Below are 18,909 nucleotides of genomic sequence, written 5' to 3'. Positions count from 1 at the left end.
TAAACTACGTAGAAATACAGGTTCGATGACAGCGAGACCCCAACGGAAGAATTCCGTCGACACGATGGCCGAGGCGTTCGGCTGGCTCAAACGCAACCCGGAACTAATACTCCTGTTCCTGATCGTCGGGCTCGTCGACGGGCTGGGAGAGGTTTCGTTCCTGTTCGGCCTGCTGGGATTCCTGTTGCTTATCGTCGCCGACGCTGTTGCTCACCGGTACGCGTACGCCGAAGTCCGGGAAGTGACAACGTCGATCGGCGACGAGGTCGGCCACGTCCTCGGACGGCTGCTGTCACTGGTCGGTGCGACGCTGATCTACTTCGTGGCGGTCACGATCGGGCTTCTCCTGTTGATCCTCCCCGGGATCTATCTCGCGATTCGGCTCTCGCTTGCCTTCCCCGCTATCGTGATCGACGACGAGAACGCGCTCGGCGGGCTCGAGACGAGTTGGAACGTTGCCAAGGGCAACCTGCTGAAACTGTTCGGGATCTCCGTGCTCGCGTTCCTGGCTCTGTTCTCGACGGGGATCGTCGCTGGAGTCGTCGGCGTGGCGTTCGAATCGGTCGTCGCTGTCGCTACCATCAGTGCCGTCGTTACGGCGATCGTCTCGCCGATCGTCCAGCTGTCGTACGCTCGGGTCTACCTCGAGAACCGTCCGGATTCCGAGTCGGGGTCGACCGATCGAGACGACGACCCGTGGGGATCGACGGGGGACGAGACTCGAACGAACGCAGCGGATGCTCACTGGTAGGAGGGGTGCTCGGTCCGCCCTCGCACCCAGCCACTACGTCTCGGACTCTTCGGCCGCAGGAACGGTCGTCACCGGGCGATCGCTGTCGAGAATTACGCCCTGAGCGACGCTGCCGAACAGCACCTTCCCGACGGGCGAGCGCTTCTGGAGCCCGATAACGATCGCGTCGCTGTCGCGCTCCGTAGCGGCTGCGAGGATCGTCTCGGCGGGCTCGCCGACCGACTCGTGAACTTCGTAGTCGACGTCGTTCGCCTCGAGCAGCTCGGTCGCGGTATCGACGGCGTTGGGAAGTTTCGTCCGATTCCGGAGGTTCTCGTCCATCTGCTCGGCGTACTCCTCGGAGAACCCGCCCGCGGCCCACTCTGCGTCGGGACCCGATACCCCCTCGTGGACGCGGAGGACGTCGACCGTGATCTCGTCGGTCGCGTGGGGTAACTCGAGGACGGCCTCGACCTGGGCTCGAGCACGGGGCTCGCTGTTGTCGATCGGCAACAGAACGCGGTACATAGCTGGGGGTTCGCCCGCCGAGCCCATAGTGGTTCGTTCTTCGGCTCGGGCTCGTACGGACCGTTGTTGTTCTTTGCCGGTGATCGCCGTCCCGGCCGGAGTGATCACCGGTAGAACGCTACAACGATCCGTATCACCTGTCCATCGCGGGATCGTCGACGGGCGGGTCGCTCCGGACCGCAACGACCAGCAGTCCCGCGGCGACGACGCAGCCGGCGCCCAGCAGCCACCACGAGGCCCGGTAGCCGACGACGTCGGCGAGGTAGCCGAACGCGGGCGGGGCGACGATCGAGCCGGCGACCAGCGCGAGCTGTCCGCCCGCGGTCGCCCCGCCCATCTCCTCGCTGCCGACCAGCGTCGCCATACAGGAGTAGTAGACGCCCGTGTTCCCGAGGACGAAGAAGCCGAGCGCCGCGAACGCGACCGCGGACCCGATCGGGCTCGAGGTCGCGGCGACGACGGCGAACAGAACAGCGCTGGCGAGGGCCTGGACGATCAGGATCGAGCCGATTCGATGCTGGGGATCGCCCGGCAGCGCGTCGCTCAGCCAGCCGGTCGCGAGCCGGCCTGCGCTGCCGAACAGCTGGACCGTCGCGAGCACGATCCCACCGAAGGCGACCGAGGCGCCGACCTCCTCCTCGACGAACAGGACGGTGTAGCCGGTCGTCGTGAACAGCGCCGCGCCGAGGAAAAAGCCCGCCGCGACCAGCCAGCGGTACGGCCGGTTCCTCGAGAGCGACCGAAAGTCGGGGTACTCGGCGGTTCCGCCGCCGCCGGAGCCGTCGTACAGCACCGCGAAGAGGGCGGCGACGACGAGGCCGAAGCCAGCGGCGACGAGAAAGCCGGCCTGCCAGAACAGCACGCCCGCCAGCCCGGTCACGAGCAGGGCGCTGATCCCGCTGCCGGCGGTGACCCCGACCTGCTTGATCCCGACCGCGAGGTTCTGCCGTCCCGCTTCGACGTTGTCGTAGACGGCCTTGTTAGTCCCCGGGATCGCGCTCGCGTACGCCGAACCCAGGAAGAAGGCCGCGACGAGCAGCAGGGCGACCGACGGCGCGCCAGCGACGAACGTCGCGCCCGCGGCGAGTCCGACGAGTCCGAGCACGAGCGAGCGGTACTCGCCGAAGCGATCGATCAGCGCCCCGACCGGGAGCAGAAAGATTGCGTAGCCGAGCGTCAGGGCGGTGACGACGAACCCGACCTGAAACCTGGAGAGGCCAAACTCCGCGCGGAAGAAGGGCGTCGCCGCGAAGACGGTGTAGTAACAGACGCTCGCGGCGACCTGCCAGAGCGCGATCAGCAAGACCGTTCGCCAGTATGACCGATCCATCGACCGCGGCTTTCCGACCGGGCCGCTTTACCGTGACGGAACCGGCGGACGGCCCGGTGTTCTCGAGTCTCGACGCGCCTTGACCCCTCAGCTATCCTCGCTCAGTCGTCCCCGCCGTCCCCGCTCCACTCGCCGCCGACACGGTCGACGCCCATCATCGCCTCGCCTTCGTGTTCGGTGAACACCACCTTCATGTTCTCGTCGGGGATCTCGAGGGTGTCGCCGGCGTACGCCATCGTCTCGAGCGCGAACGCACGCTTGCGCTCGAAGGAACGGCCGCGGCGGATCTCGGCGTCGAGAAAGAGCAGCGGTCCCTCGACCTCGCGGCCGAGATGCATCGCCGAGGCCTCGTGCTCGCGGATCGTCACCGCGACGTGACCCGCGGTCGTCTCCATCTCCTCGGTGTAGAGCGCCGTCACTCGCTCCGCGAACGCCGTCCGCTCGTCGGCCGACAGCGATCGGGTCGTGTCGAACTGTAACAGAGGCACGGCCCAAGTTCAGCCCCCTCGGAAATGGAGGTTTCGACGAGCGCCGGTCGACCCGCGAACGGTCGTCCGTCTGCCCTCGGCGGGTGTTGTTCGGTGGTAACATCCCAACGATCGAATCTCGGCGTTTTTTAATCCCTGATTCGCAACGCCCGAACAGATGGTATCGAACGCTCTCGAGAGGTGTCAGCTGGCTATACAGCGGTTCTGGGCGTACCTGTGGTTTCTCAACACGCAGACGAAGGCGTACGTTACGCTCGACGGGCGAGCGATCGCCGAGGACCTGGATGCGCTCCCGCCGGAGAAACGACGAATCGCGGAGCGGGCGTTTACCGACGGTGGCCGCGATCCGGCGGACGACCCGGAAGACGGCAATGGTGGCGAAAACGGAGGCTCGAGCGGTGGTGACGACGACTCGCCGTTCGACGTCGGCGGCGAGTACAAACTCCGACAGAAGATCGGCTTCGTCCTCGGGCCGGTGCTGTTCGCGCTGATCCTGCTCGGCCCGACGCCGGGCGATCCCGCGGGCTTCGAGGGACAGGCGGCGGGGGCCGTCACGGCCTGGGTCGCCGCTTGGTGGGTCACGGAGGCGATCCCGATCCCCGCCACCTCGTTGCTGCCGATCGTGCTCTTTCCGCTGACCGGAGCGCTCCCGGTCGCGGACACGACGCCGTCGTACGGCAACCCGCTGATCTTTCTCTTTATGGGCGGGTTCTTCCTCGCGATGGCGATGCAGCGCTGGGGACTGCACCGACGGATCGCGCTGCGAACGATCAAACTCGTCGGGACGACGCCCTCCCGGTTGATCCTCGGGTTCATGCTGGCGACGGCGTTTCTCTCGATGTGGGTCTCGAACAGCGCGACGGTGATGATGATGGTGCCGATCGCGCTTGCGGTCATCTACAAGACGGCCGACCTCGTCGACGACACCGAACTCGACATCGACACCACCGAGGGGAACTTCACGTTCGGCGTCGCGCTCATGCTGTGTATCGCCTACGGCGCCTCCGTGGGCGGCGTCGCGACCCTGATCGGCACGCCGCCGAACATCCTCTTTGCGGGACAGGCAGGCGAGCTGTTCGGCGAGAACATCACCTTCGCCCAGTGGATGTTCTACGGGGTCCCAATCGCGCTCATCGGGCTCGCGACGGTCTACCTCTGGGTTACTCGCGTCGCGCTCTCGCCCGAACTTAATCAGCTTCCCGGCGGGACGGAGACGGTCGACGAGGAGCTGCGAAAGCTCGGGGCGATGACCAGACAGGAGAAGATGGTGCTCGTCGTCTTCGTCGGCATGGCGGTCTCCTGGATCAGCGCCAGTCTGATCGGCGAGATCGGGCTGGCGCCGGTGCCCGACGACGCCGACACGATCGTCGCCATCGGCGGCGCACTGGTGTTGTTCACGCTCCCGACGAAGACCGAGGACGGAGGCCACACGTTCCTGCTCGACTGGAGCAACGCGGTGGATATTCCGTGGGGCGTCATCCTGCTGTTCGGCGGCGGGCTCGCCATCGCTGCGGCGTTCGACCAGACCGGTCTGGCGCTGTGGCTCGGCGAACAGCTCGAGCTGCTCGAGGGCGTCTCGATGGTCATCCTCATCCTCGCCGTCGTCACGCTGGCCGTCTTCATGACCGAGGTCACCTCGAACACGGGGATGACGGCCATGCTGCTTCCGGTGCTGGCGTCGGTCGCGATCGGAATCGGCGTCCACCCGTTCGGGCTGATGATCGCGGGCGCGACGGCCGCCTCCTTTGCGTTCATGCTGCCGGTGGCGACGCCGCCGAACGCGATCGTCTTCGGCAGCGGTTACATCACCCTCCCGCAGATGGCTCGCGTCGGCGTCGGGCTGAACTTTATCGGAATCGCACTGATCACGATCTTCGCCCTGCTGTGGCTGCCGGTGGCCTGGGGGATCGACATCACGACGCTGCCGACCGAGTTCGTCGAGGCGTTCGACGACTGACCGGCGCCAGCGGCCGATTCGCGGGTCGCCGGCGGCGACGCTCGAGCCGGGTAGGCAGATTCGGTGACCGAACGTCGGCTCGAGCGGACCCGTGAAAACCGTTCTCACCGATTGGGAACCGGAGCGCCATTCATCCGTCAGTTCGCCAATGTGGAGGTAGCTATCATGCCGACGGACGAACCGCCTTCCGATCGGAGCGAGCGCGAGATCCTCGAGCGACTGGCCGACGACGGCCCGATGACGGTTCCCCAACTGGCCGACTGCCTCGCCACGCATCCGGTAACGATCGACCGTCGGTGTCGCGACCTCCTGCGAGCGGGATACGTCCGTCGGTGTTCAGGCGGGGCGTTCGCTCTCGACGACTCGGAAGACGAGGCTCGAGCGACCGGTGACTGACCCCGGACCGACTACCGCTCCACGCACTCGAGGCTCCGATCCGACCGATCGGTCCCGACGTCCGACGCCGAGTCTGCGACGTCCCCGCCGCGAAGCTCGGCGGTCGCACACTCGAGACAGTAGTGGTTGTACCCCTCAGAGCGCGTGTAGACGGGCAGCCCCGCGAGCGCGTACTCCTCACGGTAACGCCGGAGGAGTCCCATCTCGACCCGATCGCCGCAGTCAACACAGCACTCCAGACAGTTCTCCTCGGGCCGGACGACCCGCTGATCGACGGACCGGACCCAGCCGAACGTGGAGCGCCCGTGGCGCCGATCCAGCCGGCGTCGAAAGCGGGGGTTGACGAACAGTCCCAGCGCGACGGTTACGAGCCCCGCCAGGCACAGAAACAGTGCGAGAAAGGCGGCACCGGCCACGGCGTCGACCCGGGCGGTGCCGGCCGCGACGCTGTAACCGAACGTGAGCGCAGCGCCGGTCAGCAACAGCCCGAACCCGACGGTCAGCCAGCCGGCGATCCCGTACAGCAGCGCGGAGATCCTGTCGGCGAGCTCGATGACTCCGACGGGAGCGTCCGACATCGTTGTGCGATCCGTCTCCGTGCCGAAATATAAGTATTCTGCAACGACCGTCCCGCTGCGCTAGACGAGCTTCCGGACGACGCCGTAGAGGGCGTCCTGGAGCCGATCGGGAAGGAACCGGGCGTAGACGCCAAACTGCCCGATCGGACCGACGGGGTAGCGGGCGGGCGGCTCCGAGCGGATCGCCGACTCGACGATCGCCGTCGCGACCTCCGCGGGCGTGGAAGCGAAGGGACCGCCCTGGCCGCCACCGATCAGCTGGGCCTCGTCGTAGATCTCGTACAGCGACTCGTAGGCCGGCGTGCGCCGGGACTCGGGGAGCTCCTCGTTCATCCGATCCGAGAACTCGGTCTCGACCGGACCGGGCTCGATCAGCACGACGTCGATGCCGAACTCCTCGACCTCGCCCCGGAGCGCGTCGCTCATCGACTCGAGGGCGTGTTTCGACCCCGAGTAGGCGCCATAGCCGGGGAACGACACTCGGCCCGCGACGCTCGAGACGTTGATGATCCGGCCCTCGCCCTGGGCGCGCATGTGCGGCAGCGCGGCGCGGGCGAGGCGGTGGGGACCGTAGACGTTGACGTCGAACTGGCGGTGGAGGTCGACCGTCGAGACGTCCTCGATCGGTCCCATCTGGGCGTAGCCCGCGTTGTTCACCAGACAGTCGATCGCCCCGCCGATCTCGACGGTGCGCTCGACGACGTCGGCGACCTGGTCCGGGTCGGTGACGTCGAGTTCGAGGGTCGTACAGCCCAGTTCCTCGAGATCGGCGATTTCGTCGACGTTTCGGGCCGTCGCGATCACCTGCCAGTCCTTCTCGAGGAACGCTCGCGCGGTCGCGTGACCGATCCCCGACGAGCAGCCGGTGATCAGCACGCACTTTTTGCGCGTGTAGCGGTCCTCGGTCGCGTCGGCCGTCTCGGTTCCCTCCGTCGGTTCCCGGCGAGTGTCGTCTGCGGCGGTCGCGTCGTCGCCCGCCCCGTCGTCGGCTTCCTCAGCGATGGCCATGCGTGACCGTTTCGAGAGTGGATACCTAAGTATCGACGGTTTATCGTGCCAGTCTGAAAGTCCACTCGAGCGGAGAGGATACCGGCGCTACTGGCTCGAGGACTCGCGACGAGGGGTGCAGCGCCGCCGTTCGGGTTCGGAATCGCGCTCGAGGAACCGAACAACGTGGCACGCGCTGAACCGCGACGAGCGCAGCGAGGGGTGGTTCGACATCGTGTGAGGTCTTTGCGAGTAGCGCGGGACCGATAGTCCCGCGTACCGTGCGAACGGGCACTTCGTGCCCGTGAGCAGATAATACGAGCAAAGGCTTGGCAGAGCGCGCTCTGCCAGTGGACGAGCGACCGGAGGGAGCGTAGCGCGGAACCGAAGGTACCGCGGACCGTGCGAACGGGTGCACAGCACCCGTGAGCAGAAGTCGGCTGGGGAGGGTGTGGCAGTTCCCCGTGTTCGGGTTGGCACGACGCTGTTCTCGTTCGTCGAGACGGGTTCCGAAGCGAACCGGCATCGAACTCCTTCGATTCACTCGAGTCAGCCCCTCGCTCCGGCCGAGGAACGGTCGCGCCCGAACTGTTCCCGTCGAACCCATCTCTTCCAGACACGGATGTCGGCCGGCACTTGCCGAGATGCTGACGAACGCGGCCACGTCTCGACACTCGTTTCCGTTGCCTACTCCTCGAGCCCGCGTTTCGCCTCGTCGGCGTAGCTATCGGCCAGCCGAACGGGATCTGGAAGCTTGTACGACGACGACAGCGCGAGCGCGACGTCGGCTGCGGTCTCGGGACCGACGCGGTGGCCCGGGCTGACGCACAGCGGGTTGATGTACCGATCCGGCGAGTCGTACTGGCGGGTCTGGACGGCGTAGCCGATCAGCGTGCCGTCCTCGACGTCGACCCTCGAGTTCGCCTCGATCCCGACCCGCGTCCCCTCGGGCAGGTCCTCGAGGTCCTCGCGCGGGCTGCCACAGAGGAGGCTCTTGGCAACCCCGATACTGGGCGCGTCGAGCACGACACCCATGTGGGTCGCGATTCCGGCCTGCCGGAAATGGATGCGGCCGCTGCCGTCGAACAACAGGAGGTCGGGCTCGACGGACAGCTCCTCGAGCGCGTCGAGGATCGGCGCCCCCTCTCGAAACGAGAGCAGGCCGGGGATGTAGGGGATCTCGAGGGAGGTTACCGCGTGGACCCGTTCGATCACCTCGCCGCCCTGCACGGCGACGACGGCCGACAGCGCGCGGTCCTGGTCACCCGCCTCGTTCGTGAGAAACGACTGGTCGACGCCTGCGACGACCGGCGGGTCGCCGTCGCTCGACGAGGCCGCCAGCGGATCGCCGAGGACGGCGGGATCGAACGCGAGGTCGTCCTCGAAGACGGCGGCGTCGGCGATCTCGCGCTGGAGGGCTTCCATCTCCGAGCGCTCGAGCGAGGCGTCGGGAACGAGGTCGGGGCGGGAGACGTGCATCGGTACCGCGGGATTGACGGCGCGGGAAAATCAGTGGGTGGGCTTTCGGCTGCGCGCTCAGAAACGTCGACGGCCACCCGGACCACCCGGGCCACCGGGACCGCCAGGGCCGCCCGGTCCGCCAGGCCCGCCACCGCCGAGCTGGAACTGATCGGGCGCTCGCACGTTCTGTGTGCGTTTGATGTACTCGCCGTAGGCCAGTCCAATCACGAGCCCGACGAGGTGGGCCGCGTGGGCGATGTTCCCGCCGCCGCCGGTGCCGATGAAGACGACGCTGATTAGCGCCGTCCCGGCCGCGAGGATCCAGAGCGGGACTGGCAGGATGAAGTAGAGGTAGACGGTGAGGTTAGGGTTCAGGATCGTGAGCACGCCCATGATCGCCAGTGCGGCGCCGCTGGCGCCGACCACGCCGCCGAAACCCGGCGGCACGCCCTGCAGAATCTGGATTCCGATCTGGCTGAGTCCGGCGACGGCGCCGCTTATCAGAAACAGCCCCAGGAAGTCCCGCGAGCCGACGTAGCGCTCGACCAGCGGGCCGAAGAAGAAGATCACGATGCTGTTGAAGACGATGTGGAGGAACCCGCCGTGGGCGAAGATGGAGGTGAACCACGTCCAGACGTACTCCGGACTCTCGGGGGCGAGAACGAACAGCGATCGATGGATGCCCGAGCCGAGCGTGAGCTCGACGATTGCCTGAAGCGCGAACGTGACCCACATCAGCGCCAGCACCGTGTAGGTCATGTTCCCGCGGAAGTACCCCAGCGGACCGCCGGGACCGGTGTCGATCGGGAGCTTGTCGGTCAGACTCGAGCTCTTCGCCGTTCCCCCGTTGTTGACGCTATCGTCGAACCCGCTGTCGAAGACCCCCTGGGGATCGTTCCAGTTGTTAAGCCTGGTACAGTCGTGGTTCTCCGGCAGTCGATGTTCCGAGCAGTAGGTGCCCCCACAGTGCCGGCAGTTGTAGGGCATGCTTTCCTCCCTCCCACACACGTCGCACGTGGCCATTAGGCCGAAGTAGGGGTGGCACTGTCAAGGGATTTGGGGTTCAGATCCGACGCTTGCGGGTGAATTTCACAATCCGACCGACGGATCGCTCCCGGAGACGCGCATCTTCGGTCCCCTGGAGCGACGAAGTACTCGTTACAGCGTGCCGGCTCGAGGGCGCCGTGCCTCGACCGCTCGAACGCGTCGCCTGCACGACGGAACCTCTCGCTCGCTACCGTCGGCCATGACAGTGTTTATACTGGTTGACTAATTGGCATCACATACAAATGAACACGAGCGAGGACGAGCAGGCGGCGCTCGCCTACGAGTTTCGCCGACAGCTCACCGGAATTCAGGCGAACGCCGAGCTGTTGCTCGACGAGGCGTTCGGGCCACTCGAGCCGGAACAGCGCGACGCCCTCGAGGAGATCGTCGCGAGCACGGGCGACGTGACGACGCTTGCGGCACACGCCTTCGAGACGGCGGATCCCGAGACGGTGGTCCCGGTCGACAGCGAGCCGAACGCCGATCCGCAGCCGCGTCCGACCGATCCGGACGCCCTCGATGAGATCACACTCGGTCTCGCCGGTACGCTCGGCGAGCAGGTCGCGGCGCAGCTCGAGCGAGCCGGCTATGCCGTCCGTCTCGTGGAGCCGACGACCCTCCTCGAGGCCGAACGGGCGCCGACCTCGCTCGCGATCGACTGCGGTGTGCCGACCGCCGGCGTCCTCGACTCGCTCGCGTCGCTGGCGGAGGCCAGCGACTCGCTGTCGTTGCTCTCGACCCTCGAGACGGACGTCTCGCCGGCGGCGTTTCTCGGGATCTCCGGAGTTCTCGCTCCGGCCGCGACCGACAAGGCACTCGAGGCCGCGCTGACGGCGGTCGACGCGGAGATCGATCCGCGAGCAGGATACGTCGGCGGCGAGACCGACCTCCCGGAACGCCTCGCGAAGCTGGGGTGCGAGGTGGTAACCCCGTCGGCGGCCGACGATCTCGAGTCGCTGGCGCTCGATCGCGTCGACTGTCTGTTCCTCGAGGCGACGGCGGTCGACCGCGTGGATCCGACCGTGCTCGCGACGGTTCGCGCCCCGAGCGGGGGCGCGCAGCGTCCGATCGTCGTCGTCGGAACGCCCCCATCGAGCTCGAGCGAGGAGTGGGTTCCGACGGTCGGCAACCGAACGTTCGCCAGGAAACCACCGACAAGCGTCGATCTCGCGGCTGAACTGGCTCGCGCGCTTCCGGCGGGTGATCGTGAATGAGCGACGGTCGGATCCTGGTCGCCGAGGACGACGAACACGTCAACGAGCTGCTGGTCTACCGCCTCGAAACGGCCGGTTTCGAGGTCACTGCCGTCGACGACGGCGCGGCGTGTCTCGAGCACGTCCGTCTGGCGGAGCCGACCCCGGACGCGATCCTGCTCGATCTCATGCTGCCGGAGTACGACGGGTTCGACGTGTTGCGCCGGCTCGACGAGCGCGACCTCGAGCCCGAACCGGCGGTGATCGTCGTCTCGGGGCGGGGGCTCGAGGACGACGTAGTTCGCGGGTTCGAACTCGGCGCGGACGACTACGTCACCAAGCCGTTCAGCCTGTCTGAGATCGTGGCCCGACTCCGCAGGGCGCTTCGATGACCGAGCGGCTGTGGATCGCGTTCGTCGTCATCGTCGCGGCGACTGCGGTAGTCGGGACGGGCACGCTCGCACTGTCGATCCTGCTCGCCCGATTCGAACACCGTCGCGAGGCCGCCCGCCGCGTCGTCCGTCCGGCGATTCTCTCCCGGCTGCACGGACCGGACCCCGAGTGGGAGACGTGGTACGACGGGCTCTCCCGGATCGAGCGACACGTCGCCCGCCGGACGGTCGCGACGTACCTCCGGCGGCTCCGCGGCCGCGAGCGCGAGGAACTGACGCGGTTCGCGGAGGCGGTCGGGATCGACGAGCGGGCACGGTCGTCGCTCTCGAGCCGGCTCGTCCTGAACAGGCTTCGCGGGCTCGTCTGGCTCGCGTTGCTCGAGCGGCCGGTTTCGCGGCGTCGACTCCGCGAGTACTGTACGGGCCGTGCCGAAACGCGAGCCGGAGCGGCTCGCGTCGTGTACGCGAGTGACACGCCCCACGCGGCTCGCGACGGCACGGCGTTGCTCTGCTGGGACGGCGACGACCGGCTGTCGGTGTTTGCCCTCGATACCCTCTACCCCTCAACGACGACGGCGCGACGGCGCTGTTGTCGCTCGCGACGACGGAGGGGACATGGTGGAACGAGGAGCTGCTGGTGCAGGCGCTGACCGTCCTGGCTCACTGTCGCGCCCCGGGAACCGAGACGGAAGCTCACCTCGAGTGGATCTGTACCCTGTTCGAGCACGACTCGCCCCGGATCCGCGCCGGCGCCCTGGTCGCGCTGAGCCGCCAGAGCTGGTCCCAGTCCCTTCGGAGACGCGTGCCGGTCGAGCGGGCGGTTGCGGACCCCGACCCCAACGTTCGCACCGCGGCCTACGAGCTGCTCGGACGGTGGAACGACGAGACGTCGACCCGCTGGCTCGAGTACGGCGTCCGTAACGATCCGGATGACAGGAGTCGGCTGGCCGCTGCGCGGCGACTGTCCCGGAGCGACCGGGCGCTCCCAGACCCGTCGTCGGACCCGGTTAGACGGACCGTCGCCTGGGTCCGCGCGGAACACCGCACTCCACGGAGGGTTGCGACGGGATGGTCGTAGCTGTCGACTCGGTCGCCTGGATCGTGAGCTGGTTCTTTCTGGCGTACTTCGCGCTCGTCAACGGCGGGTACCTGCTCATCCATTTCGTCTCCCTGCTCTCGTTCGAACGAACCCTTCGCGACTGGCTTCTCGATCCGGTCTATCATCCCCACAGCTCGCCGTTTCTGCCGGGGATCGCCGTCGTCGTTCCCGCGTACAACGAGGCAGTGACGATCGTCGACACCGTTCAGTCGCTACTGAACCTCGAGTACGGCAACTACGAACTCGTGATTGTCAACGACGGCTCGCGAGACGACACGCTCGAGCGACTCGTCGAAACCTTCGAGCTCGAACCGGTCGGCGAACCGGTCCCCGTCGACCTCCCCTGTGAAGAGGTCCGGGAGGTGTACCAGTCCTCTCGACGGGATCTCGTCGTCATCGACAAGGAAAACGGCGGCAAGGCCGACGCGCTCAACGCGGGCGTGTTCTTCACCGATCAGCCGCTGTTCTGTGCGATCGACGCCGACAGCCTCATCGAGCGAGGCGCGCTTCTCGAGGTCGCCCAGCCGTTCCTCCGGGCACCGGATCGAACGGTCGCGACCGGCGGCACCGTCCGGGTCGCCAACGGCTGTTCGATCAGCCGGGGCGTCGTCACCCGCGTCGGTCTCTCGGGAAACGCGCTCGCGAACCTCCAGACCGTCGAGTACCTCCGGGCGTTTCTCTCGGGTCGGATCGGGCTGAGCGGGGTCGGCGGGCTGCTCATCATTTCCGGGGCGTTCGGACTCTTTCGGACGGACGCCGTTCGGGAGGTCGGCGGCTACTCGACGTCGACGATCACCGAGGATATGGAGCTCATCGTCAGGCTCCATCGCCACTTCGCCGGGACGGACTACCGCGTCGAGTTCGTTCCTCGCCCGGTCGTCTGGACCGAGGTACCTGAATCCAGGACGGTACTCGCGCGCCAGCGGAGCCGCTGGTTCCAGGGGATGCTCGAGACGCTGTGGCTCCATCGCGACATGATCGGCAGGAGGCGCTACGGCGTCGTCGGGCTCTTCGCGCTGCCGTTTTTCCTGTTCGTCGAGGCGGTCGGACCGCTCGTGGAGGGGATCGGCTACGTCCTCGTGCCGCTTCTGTTCGTGCTCGGACTGCTGAACGTCCCGTTTTTCATCCTCTTTCTCGGCGTCGCGGTCGGGATCGGCACCCTGCTGTCGTGGCTGGCCGTTCTCAACGAGGTCGTCGGCTTCCGCCGATACCGCGAGCCTCGAACGGTCGCGGCGCTGCTCGGCTACGGGCTGCTCGAGCACGTCCCCTACCGTCAGTGGAAGGCGTTCGTCTCCTGGCTCGCGCTCGTACGGTACCTCCGTGGCGAACACGGCTGGGGCGAGATGGTCCGGGTCGGGTTTGACTCCTGACCACGGAACGTACATTTTTGCCGTTCAGCCCCCAACGACGAGGCGTGCAAGAGTACGAGCGCAAGCAGCTGCTCGAGCGCGTCGAGCGCGAGGGCGCTACCGTCGGCGCGGACATCCCGGAGACGATCACCGTCCAGGGCGAGGAGATCGACCTCCGAACGTTCGTCTTCGAGATCAAGCGCCGCGACACGGTGCCCCCCGGCGAGCGCGACCGCGTCGAGCAGGCCAAACGGAACCTGCGACGGGAGCGCCTCGAACGCCTTGAGGCCATCGAGGAGGGTGCGCTCTCCCGCGAGGAGGGCGAAGAGCTCGCTCGGGGTGTCATCGGGATCGATCGAGCGCTGAACGCCCTCGAGAACCTCGGTCCGACGAACCTCGAGCAGGAACAGAAGGCCCAGCAGGCCGCCGACAAGAAGCGCTGGATGTCGTTCCTGAAGAAGGCGCTGGGCCACGAGGACGCCAACAGCCAGGGGCGTGGGCGATGACGACCAACGCCGAACTCGCAGGTCGCTTCGAGGAGTTCGCCGATCTGCTCGAGGCCGACGACGTCGAGTACAAACCCCGCGCCTACAGGCGGGCCGCCGAGAGCGTCCGCGCCCACCCGACGCCGATCGCCGACTACGTCGCCGCCGACGATCGGGAAGCGATCGAGACGATCGACCACGTCGGCGACGCCATCGCCTCGAAGATCGTCGAGTACGTCGAGACCGGCGAGATCGAGGAGCTCGAGGAGCTTCGTGCGGAGCTTCCGATCGACATCGCCGACCTCACCCGCATCGAGGGCGTCGGCCCCAAGACGGCGGGCAAGCTCTACCGCGAGCTGGGGATCCAGACCCTCGATGACCTCGAGGAGGCCGCCGAGGCCGGCGAGATTCAGAACGTCAAGGGGTTCGGTCCGAAGACGGAGGAGAACATCCGCGAGAACCTCGAGTTCGCCCGCACGATCGGCCAGCGCCAGCTGCTCGGGGAGGCCCGACCGCTGGCCGACGACGTGTTGGCCTTCCTCGAGTCCGTCGGGACGGTCGAGCGCTGTGAGGTCGCCGGCTCGATCCGGCGCTGGCGCGAGACGATCGGCGATGTCGACGTCCTCGTCGGGACCGAGGACGCCGAGGACGTCATCGAGGCGTTCGTCGACTGGGACTCCGTCGACAGCGAGATCGAGTCCGGTCCCGCGAAGGCCAGCGTCCGCGTCGGCGAGATCCGCGTCGACCTCCGAACCGTAGTCCCCGCGGAGTTCGGCTCCGCGCTGCAGTACTTCACGGGGAGCAAGGACCACAACATCACGCTTCGTAACTACGCGATCGACCGCGACGTGAAATTAAACGAGTACGGCGCCTTCGACGTCTCCGCTATCGACGAACCCGAGTCGGGGCAGCGCGTCGGCGACCGCGTCGCCGGCGAGACGGAAGAAGGAATGTACGAGGCGCTCGGCCTCGAGTGGATCCCGCCCGAGCTGCGCGAGGATCGGGGCGAGATCGACGCCGCGGCCAACGGCGACCTGCCGGACCTGCTCACCCGCGACGACATTCGGGGCGATCTGCACTGCCACACCGAGTGGTCCGACGGCAACACCCCGATCGACGCGATGGTCGAGGCCGCCGCGGATCGCGGCTACGACTTCCTCGGGATCGCCGACCACGCCGAGGGCCCGGGCGTCGTCGCCGACATGGGGCTGACCGACACGGAGATCCTCGAGCAGGTCGAGGCGATCCGCGAGGTCGCGGCTGCGGCCGACGTCGAGGTCCTTGCCGGTATCGAGGCCAACGTCGACGCCGACGGCGAAATCGGGCTCGGCGAGGAGGTCATCGAGTCCCTCGACGTAATCGTCGCCTCGCCTCACAGCGGGCTTGGACAGGACGCCGGGACGGCCACGAACCGACTCGTCACGGCGATCGAGAACCCCGCCGTCGACGTGCTCGGCCACCCCAGCGGTCGACTGTTGAACGAGCGCTCGGGGCTCGAGTTCGACGCGACCGCGCTCGGCGAGGCCGCGGCCGAACACGGGACCGCACTCGAGGTCAACTCCAACCCGCGGCGGCTCGACCTCTGGGGAAGCGCCGTCCAGGCGGCCGTCGAGGCGGGCGCACCGATCTCGGTCAACACCGACGCCCACCAGCCCGCGACGCTCGAGTACATGCGCTGGGGTGTCCACACCGCCCGACGTGGGTGGGCCGAGCCCGCGGACGTGATCAACACCTGGGAGCTCGAGGGGCTGCGCGAGTTCCTGCACTGAATGCGGATCCTCCTCGACGTCATGTGCGGGGGGATCGTCGCCTACCTTCGGATGTGCGGCCACGACACCGTCTACGCCGGCGATCGAGGGATCGAGGCCGACGACGCGTTGCTCGCGGTCGCGGCGGACGAGGACCGCACGCTCGTCACGCGGGACGTCCAGCTGGCGGGTCGCGCCGAGGAGACGGTCCTGCTCGAGTCGCGCGACGTCGAGGCGCAACTCGCAGAGCTCTCGGCAGCAGGATTCGACCTCTCGCTCGAGGACGAGCCGCGATTCTGCGGGCGCTGTAACGGCCCGCTCGAGTCGGTCGGTGCGTCGCGATCGACACCCGAGTACGCACCCAATCCCACCGAGACGGCGGTCTGGACCTGTGGCGACTGCGGGCAGTGCTTCTGGCGGGGGAGTCACTGGGAGCGCGTCGAACGGACTCTCGAGCGAGTTCGGGCCGACGCGCGCCGGGAGTAGGGCTGTGGGAACCGCGTCTCGCGGAGTGCCTCGATCCGAAAACCTTCCCGGATCGGTGACGAACTCGACACCGATGCCAGACGATACCACACAGCTCGACCGAGCGGGAAAGCAGGCCGCCTACATCACCGACGAGTGGACGACCGATCCGGCGATTATGCAGACCCAGGCGCTTTGCTACGTGGGACTCCAGCTCGAGCGCATCGCGGAGGCCCTCGAGGAAGAACCTGATCAGTAGAGCGCGACGTCGTCGAACCGGCCGTCGTAGGCGATGTGACCGGGATGGGTCGGCTCGATTCCCGAGAGGAAGAGGCGGTCGGCCTTCTTCCAGGTGTTCTCGTAACAGAGGTGGGCGAGCTCCCGGGCCGACGTCTGCAGCCGCCTGGGACCGTTGTCGTAGACGACCCGCCGGGCGACGCGGTTCTCGAGGGCCTCGACCAGGTCGGCCTCACTGTCGATCGACGTCTCGAAGGCGGTGTGGGCGACGCCGACCGAACTCGGCAGATGAGCGTACGAGGAGGTAAACGGCGGATAGGAGAGCATGTCACACAGCTCTCGAGCGCGGCGGTTGTGTGACGGGAGGTGTTTGGGGTTGAAGATCTCGACTGCGTCGATCGTCTCCGCGTACGTTCGCAGTTCGGGCTCGCCGAGGCTCACGGTCGCGAACTCGGGATGGGGAGCCAGTACTGCGGCGCCCTGGCGGTCGAACTCCGCCATGGCTACCTCGAGGGGAATAAAGTCGGGAACGGGCTCCTCGAGACCGATCGCGAGGACGTGTTTGCGGTCCCGCCAGGAGCCCGTAAAGACCTCTCTGGCCGGGACGACGAGCAGGTCGTCGCTCGAGTAGGCCGCCGCGCGCTCGCGGATCTCCGGCAGGCGGGTAAAGTGCGGTGCGTAGACGATTGCGTCGAGGCCGGCACGCGTCGCGCGCTCGACGACGGCGTCGTTGAGCACCTTCACGTGGCAGTCGACCCGAACTTCCTCTCCATCGCTCACGAGTATGCGAGGCCTTTCGCGGGGGTCGGGTTATGCATTCTGATTCGGCACGCACGCCGGTAGCGAACGTATACTGTTGGCAGAGGAACACGCCACAGCCAACGACTCGTTGTCCGGCCGTGACTTGCCTCGAGAGACGATCTTTGCGGACCTGGTGTCGACCGACAGTCATCGATCGATGACTCTCCCAACTCCCGTCGGAAATCCGTATTGTACTGGCTTCCGTCCGACGGGACGTGCGCTACGTAGAGGTCATGATCCCGCCCGGCCGCCAGGCCACGGTTCTCGAGATCCTGGAAGACGAAGACCTCGACTACGTCGTCACCGACGAAACGAGCGGCCGAGGGTACGTCGCGGTCGTTCGGTTTCCCCTCCCGAGCGACGCCGTCGAACGGGTGCTCGATCAACTGACTGACGCCGGAATCAGCGAGGACGCGAGCATCGTCGTCATCGACGCCCGGACGGTACTCTCCGAGGACGTCGCTCGACTCAAAACACGGTCCGGCCACGGCGCGGCCACCGGTGGTCGCATCTCGAGACAGGAACTCGAGACCCGTGCCTCGGAACTGACGCCGTCGTTTCTGGTCTACGCCACAATGACGTTCATCAGTGCGATCGTGGCGACCTCCGGGCTGTTACTCGACTCGCCCGCCGTCGTCGTCGGCTCGATGGTGATCGCGCCGCTGATCGGCCCGGCGTTGGCCGCAAGCATCGGGTTCGTCGTTGCTGACGCCGACCTCCGGCGGACTGGTCTCGCCTACCAGTTCGGCGGGCTCGGGATCGCGATCCTCGGTGCGGTGCTGCTCGCGGGACTGGTCAGAATCGCCGGGATCGAGCCAGCCGGGGTCGACGTCGTCGCTATCGCGGAGCTCGAGGAGCGCGTCGCGCCAAACTTGCTCGCGCTCGTGGTCGCACTCGGTGCCGGCATCGCGGGGATCCTGAGTCTCACGCGTGAACTCTCCGAGGCCATCGTCGGCGTGATGATCGCCGCGGCGCTGATCCCGCCGGCCGCAGCGGTCGGGATCGCCATCGCCTGGCAGCTCCCTGGTGCGGCCGTCGGCGCGTTGATTCTCACGCTGGTCAACGCCCTGTCGATCAACCTCGCGGCGCTGGTTACCCTCTGGAGCGGTGGCTACCGACCCACGGGGTTGTTCTCGCTTACGGCTGCCCGTCGCCAGACGATCGTGTTCGTGACCGTCCTCGGGGCCGTCATGCTGCTGTTGGTGGTCCCGCTCGTGAGTGCGACGGTCGTCGAATTTCGCGCCGCGGAGCTCGAGTCGGACGCCGAAGCCAGCGTCGCGGACGTCCTCGCTGCTCCAGCGTACGAGACCGTTGACGCCCGGACGGTAACGGTCGAACTCGACGACGACTACCCGATACGGTCGATCGATGCGATCGTCGTCACGGTTACCGGGCCCGAGCGGGATCTCGATCCGCCACTGTCGGACCGACTCGTCGCGGCGATCGAGCCGCACGTGGACGAACCGATCGACGTCCGCATTCAGCAGGTCACGACGCACAGTGAGACACTCCCCAACGACGGCGATCCGGGGAACGCGTCGTCGGGTGCCTCGCTTCGTGTCGACACCTCAGCTTGCAGAACGGAGTAGAAAACGTCCTCGGTGCTCACGTCGTTCGCCCCGAGCGAACTGACTCGCT

21 protein-coding genes are annotated in these 18,909 nt (G+C 67.2%); 13 read left to right on the top strand and 8 right to left on the bottom strand.

What is annotated here, in order from left to right; translation table 11 throughout:
• Window positions 1-25: 25 nt before the first annotated feature.
• Window positions 26-751, top strand: coding sequence for a glycerophosphoryl diester phosphodiesterase membrane domain-containing protein (locus QA600_RS18885; protein WP_278293476.1), 726 nt, complete (start codon window positions 26-28; stop codon window positions 749-751).
• Between the two features lie 33 nt (window positions 752-784).
• Here QA600_RS18885 and QA600_RS18880 read toward each other — a convergent pair whose 3' ends face one another.
• The 3 genes from QA600_RS18880 to QA600_RS18870 form a co-directional block, all read right to left on the bottom strand.
• Entirely contained in the window at window positions 785-1,258 is a 474-nt protein-coding gene (locus tag QA600_RS18880) for a universal stress protein (protein ID WP_278293475.1), read from the bottom strand.
• Window positions 1,259-1,391: 133 nt separating this feature from the next.
• The gene (locus QA600_RS18875; RefSeq protein WP_278293474.1) at window positions 1,392-2,588 is read right to left on the bottom strand and encodes an MFS transporter; all 1,197 of its coding nucleotides are present in this window, start codon (window positions 2,586-2,588) and stop codon (window positions 1,392-1,394) included.
• A gap of 101 nt (window positions 2,589-2,689) precedes the next feature.
• The gene (locus QA600_RS18870) at window positions 2,690-3,076 is read right to left on the bottom strand and encodes a tautomerase (RefSeq protein WP_278293473.1); all 387 of its coding nucleotides are present in this window, start codon (window positions 3,074-3,076) and stop codon (window positions 2,690-2,692) included.
• A 157-nt stretch (window positions 3,077-3,233) separates the two neighbouring features.
• On the opposite strand from QA600_RS18870, the gene QA600_RS18865 reads away from it, so the two are divergent.
• Complete coding sequence (locus tag QA600_RS18865) at window positions 3,234-5,033, top strand: SLC13 family permease (RefSeq protein WP_278293472.1); 1,800 nt, start codon at window positions 3,234-3,236, stop codon at window positions 5,031-5,033.
• A 165-nt stretch (window positions 5,034-5,198) separates the two neighbouring features.
• On the top strand, window positions 5,199-5,429 hold the full coding sequence (locus QA600_RS18860; RefSeq protein ID WP_278293471.1) for a helix-turn-helix domain-containing protein: 231 nt from the start codon (window positions 5,199-5,201) through the stop codon (window positions 5,427-5,429).
• 11 nt (window positions 5,430-5,440) lie between these two features.
• On the opposite strand, the gene QA600_RS18855 is transcribed toward QA600_RS18860, so the two are convergent.
• The 4 genes from QA600_RS18855 to QA600_RS18840 form a co-directional block, all read right to left on the bottom strand.
• Window positions 5,441-6,007, bottom strand: a complete 567-nt coding sequence (locus tag QA600_RS18855) for a hypothetical protein (protein ID WP_278293470.1) — start codon at window positions 6,005-6,007, stop codon at window positions 5,441-5,443.
• Between the two features lie 60 nt (window positions 6,008-6,067).
• Window positions 6,068-7,015, bottom strand: coding sequence for an SDR family oxidoreductase (locus QA600_RS18850; protein ID WP_278293469.1), 948 nt, complete (start codon window positions 7,013-7,015; stop codon window positions 6,068-6,070).
• 666 nt (window positions 7,016-7,681) lie between these two features.
• Window positions 7,682-8,473 carry an endonuclease V gene (locus tag QA600_RS18845; protein WP_278293468.1) on the bottom strand — a complete coding sequence of 264 codons (792 nt, stop codon included), beginning with the start codon at window positions 8,471-8,473 and terminating at the stop codon, window positions 7,682-7,684.
• Window positions 8,474-8,530: 57 nt separating this feature from the next.
• Window positions 8,531-9,478: a rhomboid family intramembrane serine protease gene (locus QA600_RS18840; protein ID WP_278293467.1), complete on the bottom strand. Its 948-nt coding sequence runs from the start codon at window positions 9,476-9,478 to the stop codon at window positions 8,531-8,533.
• A 266-nt stretch (window positions 9,479-9,744) separates the two neighbouring features.
• Here QA600_RS18840 and QA600_RS18835 point away from each other — a divergent pair, with 266 nt between their 5' ends.
• The 9 genes from QA600_RS18835 (at window position 9,745) to QA600_RS18795 (ending at window position 16,492) form a co-directional block, all read left to right on the top strand.
• The gene (locus tag QA600_RS18835) at window positions 9,745-10,716 is read left to right on the top strand and encodes a hypothetical protein (protein WP_278293466.1); all 972 of its coding nucleotides are present in this window, start codon (window positions 9,745-9,747) and stop codon (window positions 10,714-10,716) included.
• Complete coding sequence (locus tag QA600_RS18830) at window positions 10,713-11,087, top strand: response regulator transcription factor (protein WP_278293465.1); 375 nt, start codon at window positions 10,713-10,715, stop codon at window positions 11,085-11,087. Before QA600_RS18835 ends, QA600_RS18830 begins: the two co-directional genes overlap by 4 nt.
• The gene (locus QA600_RS18825) at window positions 11,084-11,737 is read left to right on the top strand and encodes a hypothetical protein (protein ID WP_278293464.1); all 654 of its coding nucleotides are present in this window, start codon (window positions 11,084-11,086) and stop codon (window positions 11,735-11,737) included. The genes QA600_RS18830 and QA600_RS18825 overlap by 4 nt, the downstream gene beginning before the upstream one ends.
• A complete protein-coding gene (locus QA600_RS18820) occupies window positions 11,725-12,165 on the top strand; it encodes a HEAT repeat domain-containing protein (RefSeq protein ID WP_278293463.1) in 441 nt (146 codons plus the stop codon). The genes QA600_RS18825 and QA600_RS18820 overlap by 13 nt, the downstream gene beginning before the upstream one ends.
• Window positions 12,156-13,556: a glycosyltransferase family 2 protein gene (locus QA600_RS18815; protein WP_278293462.1), complete on the top strand. Its 1,401-nt coding sequence runs from the start codon at window positions 12,156-12,158 to the stop codon at window positions 13,554-13,556. Before QA600_RS18820 ends, QA600_RS18815 begins: the two co-directional genes overlap by 10 nt.
• 44 nt (window positions 13,557-13,600) lie before the next feature.
• A complete protein-coding gene (locus QA600_RS18810; protein ID WP_278293461.1) occupies window positions 13,601-14,041 on the top strand; it encodes a DUF5788 family protein in 441 nt (146 codons plus the stop codon).
• A complete protein-coding gene (gene polX, locus QA600_RS18805; RefSeq protein WP_278293460.1) occupies window positions 14,038-15,789 on the top strand; it encodes a DNA polymerase/3'-5' exonuclease PolX in 1,752 nt (583 codons plus the stop codon). Before QA600_RS18810 ends, polX begins: the two co-directional genes overlap by 4 nt.
• Window positions 15,790-16,254: a Mut7-C RNAse domain-containing protein gene (locus QA600_RS18800; RefSeq protein ID WP_278293459.1), complete on the top strand. Its 465-nt coding sequence runs from the start codon at window positions 15,790-15,792 to the stop codon at window positions 16,252-16,254.
• A 73-nt stretch (window positions 16,255-16,327) separates the two neighbouring features.
• On the top strand, window positions 16,328-16,492 hold the full coding sequence (locus QA600_RS18795; protein ID WP_005560078.1) for a hypothetical protein: 165 nt from the start codon (window positions 16,328-16,330) through the stop codon (window positions 16,490-16,492).
• Here QA600_RS18795 and QA600_RS18790 read toward each other — a convergent pair.
• A complete protein-coding gene (locus QA600_RS18790; RefSeq protein ID WP_278293458.1) occupies window positions 16,486-17,250 on the bottom strand; it encodes a PHP-associated domain-containing protein in 765 nt (254 codons plus the stop codon). The genes QA600_RS18795 and QA600_RS18790 overlap by 7 nt on opposite strands.
• Before the next feature lie 236 nt (window positions 17,251-17,486).
• Between QA600_RS18790 and QA600_RS18785 the strand changes: the two genes are divergently transcribed.
• Window positions 17,487-18,860, top strand: coding sequence for a TIGR00341 family protein (locus QA600_RS18785; protein ID WP_278293457.1), 1,374 nt, complete (start codon window positions 17,487-17,489; stop codon window positions 18,858-18,860).
• Window positions 18,861-18,909 lie beyond the last annotated feature (49 nt).

Source organism: Natronococcus sp. A-GB1 (assembly GCF_029688845.1).
Classification (GTDB): Archaea; Halobacteriota; Halobacteria; order Halobacteriales; family Natrialbaceae; genus Natronococcus.
This window is presented reverse-complemented; position numbering and strand designations above follow the sequence as displayed.